The 14839-nt window shown below is 38.2% G+C and carries 12 protein-coding genes, 1 pseudogene and 1 other annotated feature; of the genes and pseudogenes, 12 read left to right on the top strand and 1 reads right to left on the bottom strand.

Annotated features, from left to right (window positions below; translation table 11 throughout):
* The first annotated feature begins 31 nt into the window (after positions 1-31).
* Together IGL15_RS10850 and IGL15_RS10845 are read left to right on the top strand one after the other, a co-directional pair.
* Positions 32-871, top strand: a complete 840-nt coding sequence (locus IGL15_RS10850; RefSeq protein WP_104765560.1) for a Cof-type HAD-IIB family hydrolase — start codon at positions 32-34, stop codon at positions 869-871.
* Positions 872-896: 25 nt separating this feature from the next.
* Positions 897-1400, top strand: coding sequence for an HAD family hydrolase (locus IGL15_RS10845; protein WP_438767600.1), 504 nt, complete (start codon positions 897-899; stop codon positions 1398-1400).
* Here the strand turns inward: IGL15_RS10845 and IGL15_RS10840 are convergent.
* A complete protein-coding gene (locus tag IGL15_RS10840) occupies positions 1371-2543 on the bottom strand; it encodes an IS256-like element IS256 family transposase (protein ID WP_000195429.1) in 1173 nt (390 codons plus the stop codon). The two genes, IGL15_RS10845 and IGL15_RS10840, sit on opposite strands and share 30 nt — an antisense overlap.
* Positions 2544-2639: 96 nt before the next feature.
* Here IGL15_RS10840 and IGL15_RS10835 point away from each other — a divergent pair.
* From IGL15_RS10835 to IGL15_RS10790, 10 genes and pseudogenes are all read left to right on the top strand, one after another.
* Positions 2640-2789: pseudogene (locus IGL15_RS10835) on the top strand (HAD family hydrolase); the annotation flags it as partial.
* A gap of 198 nt (positions 2790-2987) precedes the next feature.
* Positions 2988-4709: a septation ring formation regulator EzrA gene (locus tag IGL15_RS10830; RefSeq protein ID WP_002287957.1), complete on the top strand. Its 1722-nt coding sequence runs from the start codon at positions 2988-2990 to the stop codon at positions 4707-4709.
* Positions 4710-4874: 165 nt separating this feature from the next.
* Positions 4875-6017, top strand: coding sequence for a cysteine desulfurase family protein (locus tag IGL15_RS10825; protein ID WP_002294077.1), 1143 nt, complete (start codon positions 4875-4877; stop codon positions 6015-6017).
* A 15-nt stretch (positions 6018-6032) separates the two neighbouring features.
* Positions 6033-7244, top strand: coding sequence for a tRNA uracil 4-sulfurtransferase ThiI (gene thiI, locus IGL15_RS10820; RefSeq protein ID WP_002287955.1), 1212 nt, complete (start codon positions 6033-6035; stop codon positions 7242-7244).
* A gap of 495 nt (positions 7245-7739) precedes the next feature.
* The gene (locus IGL15_RS10815) at positions 7740-8387 is read left to right on the top strand and encodes a redox-sensing transcriptional repressor Rex (protein WP_002287954.1); all 648 of its coding nucleotides are present in this window, start codon (positions 7740-7742) and stop codon (positions 8385-8387) included.
* 128 nt (positions 8388-8515) lie between these two features.
* Positions 8516-8732, top strand: a binding site (T-box leader).
* 47 nt (positions 8733-8779) lie between these two features.
* On the top strand, positions 8780-11425 hold the full coding sequence (locus IGL15_RS10810) for a valine--tRNA ligase (RefSeq protein WP_002298863.1): 2646 nt from the start codon (positions 8780-8782) through the stop codon (positions 11423-11425).
* A gap of 309 nt (positions 11426-11734) precedes the next feature.
* A complete protein-coding gene (locus IGL15_RS10805; protein ID WP_002294071.1) occupies positions 11735-13048 on the top strand; it encodes a bifunctional folylpolyglutamate synthase/dihydrofolate synthase in 1314 nt (437 codons plus the stop codon).
* Positions 13038-13691, top strand: a complete 654-nt coding sequence (locus IGL15_RS10800) for an HAD family hydrolase (RefSeq protein WP_002287951.1) — start codon at positions 13038-13040, stop codon at positions 13689-13691. Before IGL15_RS10805 ends, IGL15_RS10800 begins: the two co-directional genes overlap by 11 nt.
* A 54-nt stretch (positions 13692-13745) precedes the next feature.
* A complete protein-coding gene (radC, locus tag IGL15_RS10795) occupies positions 13746-14438 on the top strand; it encodes a RadC family protein (protein WP_104765671.1) in 693 nt (230 codons plus the stop codon).
* 149 nt (positions 14439-14587) lie between these two features.
* Positions 14588-14788 carry a cold-shock protein gene (locus IGL15_RS10790; protein WP_002294067.1) on the top strand — a complete coding sequence of 67 codons (201 nt, stop codon included), beginning with the start codon at positions 14588-14590 and terminating at the stop codon, positions 14786-14788.
* Positions 14789-14839: the final 51 nt, after the last annotated feature.

The raw sequence follows: 14839 nt of genomic DNA, 5'->3' as shown, positions 1-14839 counted from the left end.
GCTTATTTTATTCAAGAAAGGGGCGAAGTCTATGATCAAAGCTATTTTTTTTGATATTGACGGAACATTGGTCACCAATCGTTCAAAAGCGTTGGAATCAACAAAACAAGCAATTGAATATGCTCGGAAAAACGGCATTTTATGCGGTGTAGCAACGGGGCGCAGCCCAGTAAAGATCAAAGAAATCATTGATGAATTGGAATTAGATATGTATGTCGTGTATAATGGTCAACTGGTTTTTACTGCAGATCGCACGATTATCGACCACCCTTTTGAACAAAAAGTATTGGAACATATTGTTGAATTTGCAGATGAGAACCATCGACAAATCGTTTTTGGTGCGAGAAATCGGTTAGATGGATCAACGACGATGCTATTAGGACAATCGATTTTTATCAAGCGACTAGTCAGCTTTTTACCGCGTAAATTCCCGGTACGTCTGATGAAAAAAATCCTCCAGGTTTTTAGCCCTCACCGACAAAAGAATCGTTATGAAACGTTAGAGATATTAAAAGAACCAATTTATCAATGTATATTGCTCAGTCCGGAGTCAGAACAGAAAAAGTTAGAACATCGCTTTCCCGAGTGTACGTTTCAGCGTTCAAATACGTATACTGTAGATATCATCCCAAAAGGTGGTTCAAAATTACTAGGCATCCAAGCTTTCGCAAATGCTGTCGGAATTGAAATGGAAGAAATTATGGCATTCGGCGATCATTACAATGATATCGAGATGCTGAAAGGTGTAGGAATTGGAGTGGCCATGGGGAATGCTCAGATCGAAGTAAAACATGCTGCAGACTTTGTGACTCAATCAAATGAAGAAGATGGGATATACGAAGGACTGAAACACTTCGGTCTGATTTATTAGTCAATGAAAGAAGGAAAAAATCAGTATGGAAGCAGAGACACCTTTTCAAAAAGTAGAAACATTCCACAAAACTTTTGATCCAAGAAGACCAGAGATACCCACGGCTTTTACAGAAAATGAAGCTCATACACGTGCTGCGTTCAAAATAGAAGAACTTGTTGAATTTGTTGCAGCTACTTCACCTAATAAAGAACAACTGCATGAAGCTGTTATGCTGCTGCACGAAGCATTAGATAAAGCAGAAGAAAAAATACTTGGTAAAACACAGTGGGGAAGTGATCCGCTGGTTGAACAAGTAGATGCACTGACAGATATCCTTTACTTTACTTATGGTTCTTTTTCATTACTAGGAATAGTGCCTGATCGAATATTCGAAATCGTCCATCAGGCAAATATGGGGAAATTATTTCCAGATGGAAAACCTCATTATGACCCTGTAACAAATAAAGAGTCAAGTCCAGACTCCTGTGTAAAATGCTATACAATGTTTTTACCATTTCTACTTATCAAAATTGATGTATTTTCTTGAAGAATAAATCCATTCATCATGTAGGTCCATAAGAACGGCTCCAATTAAGCGATTGGCTGATGTTTGATTGGGGAAGATGCGAATAATCTTTTCTCTTCTGCGTACTTCTTGATTCAGTCGTTCAATTAGATTGGTACTCTTTAGTCGATTGTGGGAATTTCCTTGTACGGTATATTGAAAGGCGTCTTCGAATCCATCATCCAATGATGCGCAAGCTTTTGAATATTTTGGTTGATCGATATAATCATGAATCAATCGATTTTTAGCCTCACGCGCTAAGTTAATATCTGTGAACTTAAAAATTCCTTTAACAGCTTCTCTGAAAGATTTTGAATTTTTTTTAGGAATGGTGGTAAAGATATTTCTTAGGAAGTGAACTTGGCATCTTTGCCAACTTACGTTGGTGAAGGATTTTCTAATGGCAGAGACTAATCCTTTGTGCGCATCAGAAATAACGAGTTCCGTACCTTGTAAACCGCGTTCTTTTAGGTATTCAAAAAATGTTGTCCAGGTCTCTTCGCTTTCGCCACTTTGAATCATGAAGCCGATAATTTCACGGTCGCCATCTTTGGTTATTCCAATCGCTATATGACAGCTTTTTGAGAGTACTCGATTTTCTTCTCGTACTTTTATATAGAGTACATCGGTCATTAAGTAAGGATAATTTTTTTCTGATAATAAACGATTCTGCCACTCGTTAACCATAGGTTCTAGCTGTTCTGTTAAGCTAGAAACGAAGGACTTAGAGACGGATTTACCACAAAGTTCTTCCACAATTTTTGATACTTTACGAGTTGAAACGCCTGATACATACATTTCCAACATTGAAGCCATGAGGGCTTTTTCGTTTCGTTGATAACGTTCAAACACTGTGGGTGAAAAATGGCCATCACGTGTTCTGGGTACTTTTAATTCTAGCGTGCCTACACGTGTCGTAAAGCTGCGCTCATAATAGCCATTTCGTTGACTTTGTCGGTTTTCTGTTCGTTCATATTCTTTTGCTTGAATATATTCTGTTCGTTGATTTTCCATTAGTTGATTAAATACCGTTGTTAAAATATTTTTAGAAACGTCATCCTTTACAGAATATTCAATAATGCTTTGAATCTCTTCGCTTTTCAGTGTAAAATGTACTTGGGTCATGTAAAAGTCCTCCTGGGTATGTTTTTGTCGTTAAAAACATTGTACCGTAAAAGGACTGTTATATGGCCTTTTTACTTTTACACAATTATACGGACTTTATCAAATAAAGTGTTGAAACCTGAAAACTGGCAGATGGAATATGCTCCAGAACCTAAAATCGCGGCAGAAATCCAACGTCAGATTCAAGAAGCGATTGCTAAGAAGAAATCCGCTGATATAGGCATGTGCACAAATGAAAAAGAGTGATCAGAGTTTCACTATTTTTGTTATCTTTATACGATGGAAAAACAAAAGATTTTCGTTTAAGTTAGTGAATGCATGAAAATAGTATGCTATAATCTAGAATAGATGTCTTTTGCACGAGAGACGTATTATTTGGATTTATGCCAAGCAGAACGCCATCTGTTGCATAAAAGATGCATACTGAAAACGGAGGAACCATAAATGGGAAATAATGTTATCATCGGAATCGTCATTGCAATCATTATAGTCGCCATTGTCGTCTTTTTGGTTAGTTACTTGATGAAGAAAAAAAACCAAGATCGATTGGATGCCTTAGAAAAACGCAAGGAAGAATTATTTGACTTGCCAGTGATTGAAGAAGTCGATGATGTTAAAAAAATGCATCTGGTTGGGCAAAGCCAAAATACCTTTCGTGAATGGAGTCAAAAATGGAATGACATATCTACTTCCTCGTTCGCTGAACTAGAAAGTCAAATTTTCGAAGTGGAAAACCTCAATGAAAGTTTTCGGTTCTTAAAAGGAAAAAAAGCAGTTGTTGAAGCAGAAGCTACAATGGACCAAATGGAGAAACAAGTGACGGAAATCCGTGAAGGTCTAAAGGAATTGCGGGAAACGGAAGAACGCAACTCACTAGCTGTTCAGCAGGCACTTGACGTCTATGAAGAACTGAAAGAAAAAGTCAGAGAAGACGAGCATGAATACGGACCAGCTCTTTTTGAATTGCAAAAACAGATCAAAGTGATCGAAAAAGAATTTACGCAGTTTGTGACTTTAAACACTTCTGGAGACCCTGTTGAAGCCCGCGAGGTTTTGGATAAAGCAGAAAAACATACGTATGAAGTGGAAGCTCTGATGAAAAAAATTCCACCGCTGTATGAGGAGCTCCATACCACTTTCCCTGAACAACTTGAAGAAATCAGTGATACTTACGAGAAATTGATGGAAGAACAATATGTATTCCCAGAAGAAGATCTTGCTGAAGATATCGCAAAAGTAAGTCGAAGAATTGAAAATTCATTAGCCAATCTTGAAAAAACAGAAGTTGAAACGGTCGAATTTGAAAACCGTGAAACAGCTGATTTGATTGATTCGTTATATGATATCTTAGAACGGGAAATGGAAGCTCAGAGATATGTAAAAACTAACCAATCAACGATTGCAGAGTATATCAAACATACAACAAAGAATAACCGTCAATTATTGATTGAGCTGGATCACACATCTCAAAGCTATACATTGAACCACAATGAAATTGGCCGTGTACGAGGTTTCCAAACCGAAGTGGAAGAAATGGAACGTCAAAATGAACAGATGATTCCACAGATCCGTCAACACGAAATTCCTTATTCAGAAGTGCGCACGTTCTATAAAACAGTCTTCAAAGTCTTAGAAGATATCGAAAAGCAACAAGTAGAGATCGACGACTCATTACATGAATTGAGAAAAGGCGAAAAAGAAGCGCAAGAAAAGATCGATACATTCGAATTCAAATTGCGCAGTTTGAAACGTTTTGTAGAAAAACAACGTTTGCCTGGCTTGCCGAATGATTACCTAGAATTCTTTTTTGTTGCTACTGACCGTATTGAAGAACTAAGTGTTGTCTTGAATAAAATTCGAGTAAACATGGAAGAGGTCAATCGTTTAGTTGCTCTATGTGAAGAAGATCTAGAATTATTAGATAAGAAGACACATGATTTAGTAGATGCAGCAGCATTAACGGAGCAAATGCTCCAATATGCAAATCGTTATCGTCATACACACGAAGAAGTGAGAGAAGCAATTGATAAAAGCTACTATTTATTCAATAAAGAATATCACTATCAAGAAGCATTAGACGAAATCGGTACAGCATTAGAGCGAGTAGAACCAGGTGCTTTCAAACGCATCGAAGATTTTTATTTCAATCATCCAGACTTAGTATAAAGCAAAAAAAGTTAGTAAACCAGCAAGAGCAAGACGGATTATTGTCTTGTTCTTGTCTTTTTTTGTATATTTGAAAATTGAAACAAGTGAAAATTTCACCTGCTCTTGAAAGCACCTTGGACAACCGTTATAATAGAAAAGAATTTCAAAAAAGAGGGGTTTCTTATGATATATTTTGATAACAGTGCAACAACCCCAATCTTTCCGCAAAGCTTAGATGCATATGTAAAAACCAGTCAGCGGATTATTGGGAATCCATCAAGCTTGCATGATTTAGGCAATCAAGCTAACCGGTTGTTGCAGCAAGCAAGAAAGCAGATCGCTGATTTGATCCATGTAGAACCAGAAGAAATCTATTTTACTTCAGGCGGAACAGAAGGAGATAACTGGGTATTAAAAGGAACGATGATCGAAAAAAGAGAGTATGGGAATCATATGATCATTTCAGGAGTCGAACATCCGGCCGTCAGCGAGACAGCAGAACAATTAAAAGAATTAGGAATCGAAGTAAGTATCGCCCCAGTGGATAAACGCGGATTTGTACGTGTCGACGAATTGAAAGAATTAATAAGAAAAGAGACAGTATTAGTCTCTGTTATGGCTGTGAATAATGAAGTAGGATCGATTCAGCCCATCCAGGAAATCAGTGATCTTTTGGATGATTTTCCTAAAATTCATTTCCATGTAGATGCTGTTCAGGCGATTGGAAAAGTACCATTCTCGCAATGGTTGACAGAAAGAGTTGATTTTGCAACATTTTCAGCTCATAAATTCCATGGCCCACGGGGAACTGGTTTCATTTATTGGAAAAAGGGTCGTCGTTTAGCACCATTACTGACAGGTGGAGGGCAAGAAAGAAATCAGCGAAGTGGGACAGAAAATGTTCCAGGTATTGTGGCTATGGCTAAAGCTTTACGTTTATCATTAGAGATAAAGGAACAAAAACCTGAGCAGACACAACGCTTAAAAGTAGCTCTAATCAATGCGTTGAAGACGTATGAGAAAGTGACGATTTTTTCAGAAGGAACTGACTATGCACCGCATATTTTATGTTTTGCTCTAAAAGGAATTCGCGGCGAAGTTCTCGTCCATGCCTTAGAAGAAAAACAAATATTTGTTTCTACTACTAGTGCCTGCTCCTCACGTAAACATATGGCAAGCAGTACATTGCACGCAATGCATGTACCAAATGATCTGGCTACATCTGCTGTTCGAATCAGCTTAGATGAAAACAATTCGCTTGCAGAAGTCGAGCAATTTATGATTATTTTCAAGCAGCTTTATAAGAAATTTTCTGCAATCAATTAAAAGAGGAGTGTTCTTGTGAAATACAGTGAAATTATGGTCCGTTATGGGGAACTTTCGACAAAAGGAAAGAATCGAAAAAGCTTTATCATGCAACTAGCACAAAATGTCAGACAAGCTTTGAAAGACTTTCCAGAAATCAAAATCCATGCTGATCGGGACCGGATGCATCTTTTATTGAATGGCGCAGACGGGCAGCTAGTTATTCCAAAACTAGCAAAAATATTTGGGATCCAAAATTTTTCTCCAAGTATTCGTGTAGAAAAAGATGTCGAAGTTTTAAAACAAGCTGTTCAAGACATCATGAAAGAAATTTATACTGGGAAAGAAACATTTAAAATTATCGCTAAAAGAAGCGATCACCAATTTGAATTGACAAGTAATGAATTGAATCAAACATTAGGTAATGCTGTTTTTGATATTTTCCCGCATATCCAAGTTCAAATGCGTCAACCAGATATTCCATTACGTGTAGAGATTCGGCGTGATGGCGCTTATCTATCGTATGAAACGATCAAGGGAGCTGGAGGATTGCCCGTAGGAACAAGCGGAAAAGGAATGCTTATGCTTTCTGGGGGGATTGATTCTCCTGTAGCAGGGTACTTTGCCATGAAGCGGGGAGTGGAAATTGAAGCTGTTCATTTTGCTAGTCCGCCGTATACAAGTGAACAAGCACTGCAAAAAGCAAAAGATCTAACAGCCAAACTAGCACCTTATGTGGGAACGATCCATTTTATCGAAGTGCCATTTACCGAGATTCAAGAAGAAATCAAAAAGTCAGTGCCACAAGGATATTGGATGACAATTACTCGTCGAATGATGTTGCGTTTGACCGATGAAATTCGCCGTATTCGTCATGGTTTAGTCATTTTGAATGGTGAATCATTAGGTCAAGTGGCTTCACAAACTTTGCAAAGTATGGTGGCTATCAATGAAGTAACGAATACGCCAATCATTCGGCCTGTAGCGACAATGGATAAACTTGAAATCATTGAAGTAGCAGAACAGATCGATACATTTAATCTTTCTATCCAGCCTTTTGAAGATTGCTGTACGATTTTTGCTCCTCCACAGCCAAAAACACGCCCTCAACTGGAAAAGGTCCATCAATATGAAGAGCGTTTAGCAATAGATGAAATGATCCAACGAGCACTAGCTGGCTTGAAGATGGAAGAGATACAAGCAGAATCGTCTAATGAAAAAACTGAAGAATTTTCAGAATTGCTATAAGAGGTTATGAAAATAGTGTTTTGACCAGAGTATTAGAGAAACAAAACGAAAAAATAGCTCCATGTATTTTACCGTTTTTGAACTAATGTCGAAGATTAGCTGATTGAATACCATTTATCAAGAAGTTATGGAAAAGCCGGTTCTTTTTTACTAACTGAAAAATAAAATTTTATTTAGAGATCAAGCTACAGTTGATAAATGATATAAAAAAGAGAATTTCCCATGAAATAGCGAGGTTGTGACAGAAGTGGGCAGCTTCAAGAAATAAGAAGGAATTTACGAAAATTGCTTTTCAAATTTTTGTGAAATTTCGGCTTATTTCCGAAGAAGTTACTTCTGGAACACCGTTTATTCGGAAAACGGAACTGCGACAAGACTTTTGTCACAGTTCCGTTTTATTTGTCTCACACCCTTTTCCTTCCTACTTGTAACCTTGCTCCCGGGTTAGAAACATGTTACACTAAATATGTGAAATTATTAACAAGGAGCGTCGTTATGCGAGAAAAAACAGATACACTGCCAAAAGCAACTGCGAAAAGATTACCTTTATATTTACGCTACTTGAAGATGCTGGATGACTCAGGCATAAGTAGAATCAAATCAAATGAGTTTAGCGAAATCACCCAAATTCCTTCTGCAACGATCCGCAGAGACTTCTCGCAATTAGGCGAGCTAGGCAGAAGCGGATATGGCTATGATGTCCCTTTCCTTATCGATGTATTCAATAATATCCTTAATACTAAAGAAGAAAAACGAATCGCATTAGTAGGATATGGAAATCTTGGCAAAGCATTGAAACACAACAATTTTAGAAGAAATGAAAATCTAAATATCGTGTGCGTCTTTGATAATGATCCAGCACTGATCAATCGAGTAATTGATGGAGAAATGATCTATCCGATTGATCGTTTCGCGGAGATAGCCAAAGCAAAAAATGTGACAGTAGCAATCTCTACGGTACCAAGTAAATATTCACAATCTGCTATTGATGAAATTGTCAAAGGAAATGTAACCGCTATACTTAATTTTGCGCCTGACAGAGTAACTGTCCCAGCTTATGTCAATGTTCAATACATTGATTTGACAACCGAGTTGCAGACGCTTATTTACTTTGATGAGAATTACTCAGAAGTTTTTTCTTAGGAAAATTTGAGTAGGCTTATTGATCTTGCGAGAACTCGTCGTAATTCTTTCAAAAATTTTTTAGTACTAAATGAAGTGGTTTTTTCACGACCACTTGTTGACTAAAAAAAAAAACCATTGTAGAATGAAGCATAACGCTGAACAAGAGGAGTAACTGGCACATTCATTCTTAGAGAGAGAACTATCTGCTGAAAGGTTCTCAATGACAACCAGTGAAGGTAGCTTGGGAGTTTCTGTCTTGAATGGAGTAGAGATAGACGAGTCGTGATCGTTAACTCACTTGAGAGGCAATAATGATTGATTATTGCAATTTAGGTGGTACCGCGTAAATCATACGTCCTAGAATACGAAAGTATTTTAGGACGTTTTTTAGTTTAAAGGAGGAAAACAGCATGACGGAAGAAAATAACCTATCAACAAAATATAATCCGCAAGAAGTTGAAGCTGGACGTTATCAGCATTGGTTAGAACAAGATTTGTTTAAACCGAGCGGAGATAAAAAAGCAAAACCTTATTCAATCGTAATCCCGCCCCCAAATGTTACTGGAAAACTTCATTTAGGGCATGCTTGGGATACGACCTTGCAAGATATGCTGATTCGTCAAAAGAGAATGCAAGGATATGATACTTTATGGCTGCCTGGTATGGACCATGCAGGAATCGCGACACAAGCAAAAGTAGAAGCGAAGCTTAGAGAGCAAGGGATTTCTCGTTATGATCTAGGTCGTGAAAAGTTCATCGATCAAGTGTGGGAATGGAAAGAAGAGTATGCGAGCCACATCCGCGAACAGTGGGCTAAAATGGGCTTATCTTTAGATTACAGTAGGGAACGTTTTACATTAGATGATGGATTATCTGAAGCAGTACGTAAAGTTTTTGTTACCTTATACGAAAAAGGTTTGATTTATCGTGGTGAATATATCATCAACTGGGATCCTCAAGCACGAACAGCTCTATCTGATATCGAAGTTATTCATAAAGATATCGAAGGCGCCTTTTATCATATGAGCTATGAACTAGCAGATGGATCAGGCGTAGTAGAAATTGCGACAACCCGTCCAGAAACGATGTTGGGAGATACGGCGATTGCTGTTCATCCAGAAGACGAGCGTTATCAAGCGCTCATCGGCAAAAAAGTGATTCTACCTTTAGTCAATAAAGAAATCCCAATCATTGCAGATGAATATGTAGATATGGAATTCGGGACAGGTGTAGTAAAAATCACTCCAGCACATGATCCAAACGACTTTGAGGTAGGTAATCGTCATGATCTTCCACGCGTAAATGTTATGGATGATGATGGTACGATGAATGAACTAGCAGGAAAATATGCTGGAATGGATCGTTTTGCTGCTCGTAAAGCAATCGTGCAAGATCTGAAAGAAATCGGTCGATTGATTAAAATCGATACGATGATCCACAGTGTGGGTCATTCCGAGCGGACAGGTGTCGTTGTTGAACCTCGGCTGTCTACTCAATGGTTTGTAAAAATGGCGCCGTTAGCGAAAAAAGCCATTGATAACCAAGAAACAGATCAAGCAGTGGAATTCTTCCCTCCAAGATTCAATCAAACGTTTTTACGTTGGATGGAAAATGTCCATGATTGGGTAATCTCACGACAATTATGGTGGGGACATCAAATTCCTGCATGGTATCACAAAGAAACAGGTGAAATGTATGTAGGGATGGAAGCACCAGCGGATAGTGAAAACTGGGTACAAGATCCTGATGTTTTAGACACTTGGTTTAGTTCAGCTTTGTGGCCTTTCTCAACAATGGGCTGGCCAGATACGGAAAGCGAAGATTATAAGCGATACTTCCCTACTAGCACTTTAGTAACCGGTTATGACATCATTTTCTTCTGGGTAAGCAGAATGATTTTCCAAAGCTTGGAATTTACTGGCGAACGTCCATTTGAGAATGTCTTGATTCATGGATTGATCCGTGACGAACAAGGGCGGAAGATGAGTAAATCATTAGGTAATGGAATCGATCCGATGGAAGTAATCGAAAAGTATGGAGCAGATGCTCTCCGCTGGTTCTTATCGAATGGTTCTGCACCAGGACAAGATGTCCGCTTCAGCTATGAAAAAATGGATGCTTCTTGGAACTTTATCAACAAAATCTGGAATGCTTCACGTTTCGTTATCATGAATATCGAAGGAATGACCGTAGAAGAGATCGATTTATCTGGAGAAAAATCAGTGGCTGACCGGTGGATCCTTACTCGTTTGAATGAAACGATCGAACGAGTAACTGAGCTATTTGATCGTTTTGAATTTGGTGAAGCAGGTCGACAACTGTATAACTTTATCTGGGATGATTTTTGTGACTGGTACATCGAAATGAGTAAAGAAGTACTTTATGGAGATGATGCTGTTTCAAAACAAACCACCCGTAGCATCTTAGTTCATACACTTGATCAGATCCTACGTTTATTGCATCCAATCATGCCATTCGTTACAGAAGAAATATGGGAACATATTCCTCATCAGGGAAATTCTCTAGTAGTGGCAGAATATCCTGTTGTACGTCCAGAGTTTGATGATGAAACAGCTTCTAAAGGGATGGAAGTATTGAAAGAATTGATTCGAGCCGTTCGAAATATTCGTTCAGAAGTGAATACACCATTGTCTAAACCAATTACGTTGCTAATTAAAACAAACGATGCTAAAATCGATCAATTTTTAGTTGAAAATACAAGCTATATCGAACGCTTCTGTAATCCCGAAGAGTTGACGATATCAAGTGAGATCACTGCGCCAGATCTAGCGATGTCAGCTGTTCTGACAGGTGCAGAAATCTTCTTGCCGTTAGCAGGATTGATCAATATTGAAGAAGAAATCAAACGATTAGAAAAAGAACTGGAAAAGTGGACAAGCGAAGTAAAACGTGTCCAAGGAAAACTTTCTAATGAACGTTTTGTTTCTAACGCGCCGGAAGAAGTAGTAGAGGCAGAGCGTGCAAAAGAAAAAGATTATTTAGAGAAGCAAACGGCTGTCAAAGAACGAATCGAAAGTTTGCGTACTATTCAATAAGAATAGAAAAAGAGAGTGTTCAATCAGCTAGCTATTACTAAAAGCTAGCTGATTGAACATCGTTACAGGAAAGAGTTTGAGCCTCACTCTTAGCTTCGATTCATAAGGAGATGTGACATAAATTTTGTCACATCTCTTTTTTAGTCTACTCTTATTATGTAGGAGAAGGAGGGAGATGGATCATGTATCAAGAGTCAATAAAGTAGTTGATAAAATCGTTCCTCTCTCTGTTTCTTTTCTCTTTGTCATACTTTTATTTTTCTTATGTGTTCTATTTGTTATAATAAAAGAGAAATGGGGGAATTGTTGATGACGATTGAAGAAGCAATAGAATGGATCCATAGTCGATTACCATTTGGTTCACGTCCTGGCCTTGACCGAGTCGAAGCTTTATTAGAAGTGGTAGGGCATCCAGAGAGAAAAGTAAAAACGATCCATATCGCTGGAACAAACGGAAAAGGTTCTACTGTAGCTTATTTGAGAAGCCTATTAGAAGAGGCTGGGCTGACAGTAGGTACATTTACTTCACCTTATATCGAAACGTTCAATGAACGGATCGCAATCAATGGCAAAAGCATCCCAGACAATGATTTGATCCAGCTTGTAAAAAAATATCAGCCACTGATCAAACAACTTGATCAATTTGAAGCAGTAGCTGGTATTACTGAATTCGAGACATTAACAGCAATGGCATTTGATTATTTTTTGATGAAGAAAGTGGACGTAGCGATTATCGAAGTTGGCTTAGGCGGCTTATTGGATTCTACCAATGTAGCTGTACCAATGCTGACGGGAATAACAACGATTGGACTTGATCATACCGAAATACTTGGAGATACAATTGAAGAAATCGCTGCACAAAAAGCTGGAATCATCAAACAAGGCGTTCCAGTAGTAACAGGAAATATTGCCCCAGAAGCTTTTACTGTCATCCAACAAACAGCTAAAGCAAAAAATGCACCGCTTTATGTATACGGGGAAAATTATAAAATAAACTATCTGCATCCTGATGAGATGTGGGGAGAAGTATTTGAATTTTTTAATGAAATAGGAAAGATCCCTCAATTAACCACTCCGCTTTTAGGGCAACATCAAGCTGAAAATGCAGGAGTAGCCATCGAATTGTATTTTGTTTACTGTCAATTGGAAAAGCTGCCTTTCCGAGAAAAAGATGTTTTGAAGGGATTGAAGAAATCTCGATGGCCAGGAAGAATGGAGCGTTTGAGTAACGAGCCATTAGTTGTTTTAGATGGTGCCCATAATACGCATGCAATGAACCGGCTTGTTGAGAATTTGAAAAAAGAATTCAAAGGATATCAAATCAACATTTTGTTTTCCGCCTTACGAACTAAAAATGTTAGAGAAATGCTAGAACGATTGCAGCAAGTACCAAATGTCCATATTTATTTGACGACCTTTGAACATCCAAAAGCCATCGAATTAAGTGAAGTATCAGATTTAGCAAGTGAGAGAGTATCAATCGTTTCATTGTGGCAATTCGGATTAGCAGACATATTGGAAAAGATGACAAATGAAGACGTATTAGTTGTGACCGGTTCACTTTATTTCATTTCAGAAGTTCGCCATTTATTAATACAATTAGGAGGAGATCATGAAGTATAATGCAGTGATTTTTGACATGGATGGTTTGCTGTTCGACACAGAGTTAGTGTATTACGAAGCCACACAAGTAGTAGCAGACAAGATGGGTTTTCCTTATGATAAAGACCTGTATTTAAAATTCTTAGGTGTTTCAGATGAAGAAGTATGGGCGAATTATCATATGATTTTCTCGGAATTTGGCAAAACAAGTGTACAAAGATTCATAGATGATTCATACCAGGAAACGCTTGAACGTTTTTCGCAAGGAGCGGTACAAATGAAGCCCGGTGTGTTGGAACTCCTCTCTTTTTTAGAAGAACATCAGATTCCCAAAGTTGTCGCTTCCAGTAACCAACGAGCAGTCATTGAACTTTTATTGAAGAAGAACAATCTGTTTGAACGATTTGAGACGATTGTTTCTGCAGAAAATGTTCAACGAGCAAAACCAGACCCAGAAATTTTCTTGTTAGCTAATCAGAAGCTAGGTACAGCGAAGAAAGAAACATTGATTTTAGAAGATTCACAAAATGGTATTTTAGCAGCTTCTGCGGCTGAGATCCCGGTAGTCATGGTACCAGATCTGCTTCCACCATCTCAAGAATTGATCAAAAAAACAGCTGGGGTTGTTTCTTCTTTACATGAAATCCCTGCATTGTTAAAATAAAAATCCATCTCTTTTCGTATCTTATTTTAGATAAGATAGAAAGGAGATGTTTTTTTGGGAAAACGATTGATCAAAGAAGTACCTACTAGCTCTTTACCAAGGGAACGTATGGAAATTTATGGCGCGGAAGCTTTATCGGATCAGGAGCTTTTGGCAGTCTTACTGCGTACCGGTCAACACCCTTATAGTGTGATGTCGATTGCTGGAAATCTGTTAAAAACGTTTGGAGGACTGGCCTCTTTACGACAGGCTACTTTGCATGAGTTAGAAGAGATTCGAGGGATAGGACGCGTGAAAGCAATCGAAATCAAAGCCTTGATCGAATTAGGTCGACGAATTCAGACGGATCATGAAAGAGCGGCTCCACCGGTTCGTACCAGCTACGAATTGGCCCAGCAATTGATTCTGGAAATGAAAGATCACAAACAAGAACATTTGGTTTGTATTTATTTGGACACGAAGAATCAAGTGATCTTAAAAAAAACAGTGTTCATCGGTTCGCTGAATCAGTCAGTCGCTCATCCTAGAGAAATTTTCCATTATGCTGTACGTTATTGTGCAGCAAGGATCGTTTTAGCGCATAATCATCCTTCTGGTAATGTTATTCCATCGCAGCAGGATATGAATTTTACCAAAAGGATACAAAAGTGTGGAGAAATGATGGGGATCACTGTACTGGACCACTTGATCATCGGACGCAAACGATATTTTAGTTTGAGAGAAGAAGGAATGATGGAAGAGAAGTAAGTTGCTTTCTTGCAAAAAAAATGAAGCAAGTGTACAATTATATTGTAATTTTGTTTGGGAATAGAAGTTGAAACATCTGTTGCACCTCTATCGTACACGAGCAATGTTACAATTTAAATTAGTGCTTTTGGCACGAGGAGGATATTATTATGGAAAACGGAACAGTAAAATGGTTCAACGCTGAAAAAGGATTTGGATTTATCTCACGTGAAGATGGAAGCGACGTATTCGTTCACTTCTCAGCTATCCAAGGTGACGGATTCAAAACATTAGAAGAAGGTCAAGCAGTGACTTTCGACGTTGAAGAATCAGACCGCGGCCCACAAGCTGCAAACGTTGTAAAAGCTTAATTTTATCTGTAAATCAAATTGATGGTAGACATCAATTTTTACGAGAGAACA

It is taken from the genome of Enterococcus sp. DIV0436a (genome assembly GCF_051711605.1).
GTDB lineage: Bacteria > Bacillota > Bacilli > Lactobacillales > Enterococcaceae > Enterococcus_B > Enterococcus_B faecium.
This window is presented reverse-complemented; position numbering and strand designations above follow the sequence as displayed.

What these genes read in the sequence shown, in the direction of transcription:
- IGL15_RS10850 (WP_104765560.1), top strand. Translation starts at nt 32, where the DNA reads ATGATCAAAGCTATTTTTTTTGATATTGACGGAACATTGGTCACCAAT.
- IGL15_RS10845 (WP_438767600.1), top strand. Translation starts at nt 897, where the DNA reads ATGGAAGCAGAGACACCTTTTCAAAAAGTAGAAACATTCCACAAAACT.
- IGL15_RS10840 (WP_000195429.1), bottom strand. Translation starts at nt 2,543, where the DNA reads ATGACCCAAGTACATTTTACACTGAAAAGCGAAGAGATTCAAAGCATT.
- IGL15_RS10830 (WP_002287957.1), top strand. Translation starts at nt 2,988, where the DNA reads ATGGGAAATAATGTTATCATCGGAATCGTCATTGCAATCATTATAGTC.
- IGL15_RS10825 (WP_002294077.1), top strand. Translation starts at nt 4,875, where the DNA reads ATGATATATTTTGATAACAGTGCAACAACCCCAATCTTTCCGCAAAGC.
- IGL15_RS10815 (WP_002287954.1), top strand. Translation starts at nt 7,740, where the DNA reads ATGCGAGAAAAAACAGATACACTGCCAAAAGCAACTGCGAAAAGATTA.
- IGL15_RS10810 (WP_002298863.1), top strand. Translation starts at nt 8,780, where the DNA reads ATGACGGAAGAAAATAACCTATCAACAAAATATAATCCGCAAGAAGTT.
- IGL15_RS10805 (WP_002294071.1), top strand. Translation starts at nt 11,735, where the DNA reads ATGACGATTGAAGAAGCAATAGAATGGATCCATAGTCGATTACCATTT.
- IGL15_RS10800 (WP_002287951.1), top strand. Translation starts at nt 13,038, where the DNA reads ATGAAGTATAATGCAGTGATTTTTGACATGGATGGTTTGCTGTTCGAC.
- IGL15_RS10790 (WP_002294067.1), top strand. Translation starts at nt 14,588, where the DNA reads ATGGAAAACGGAACAGTAAAATGGTTCAACGCTGAAAAAGGATTTGGA.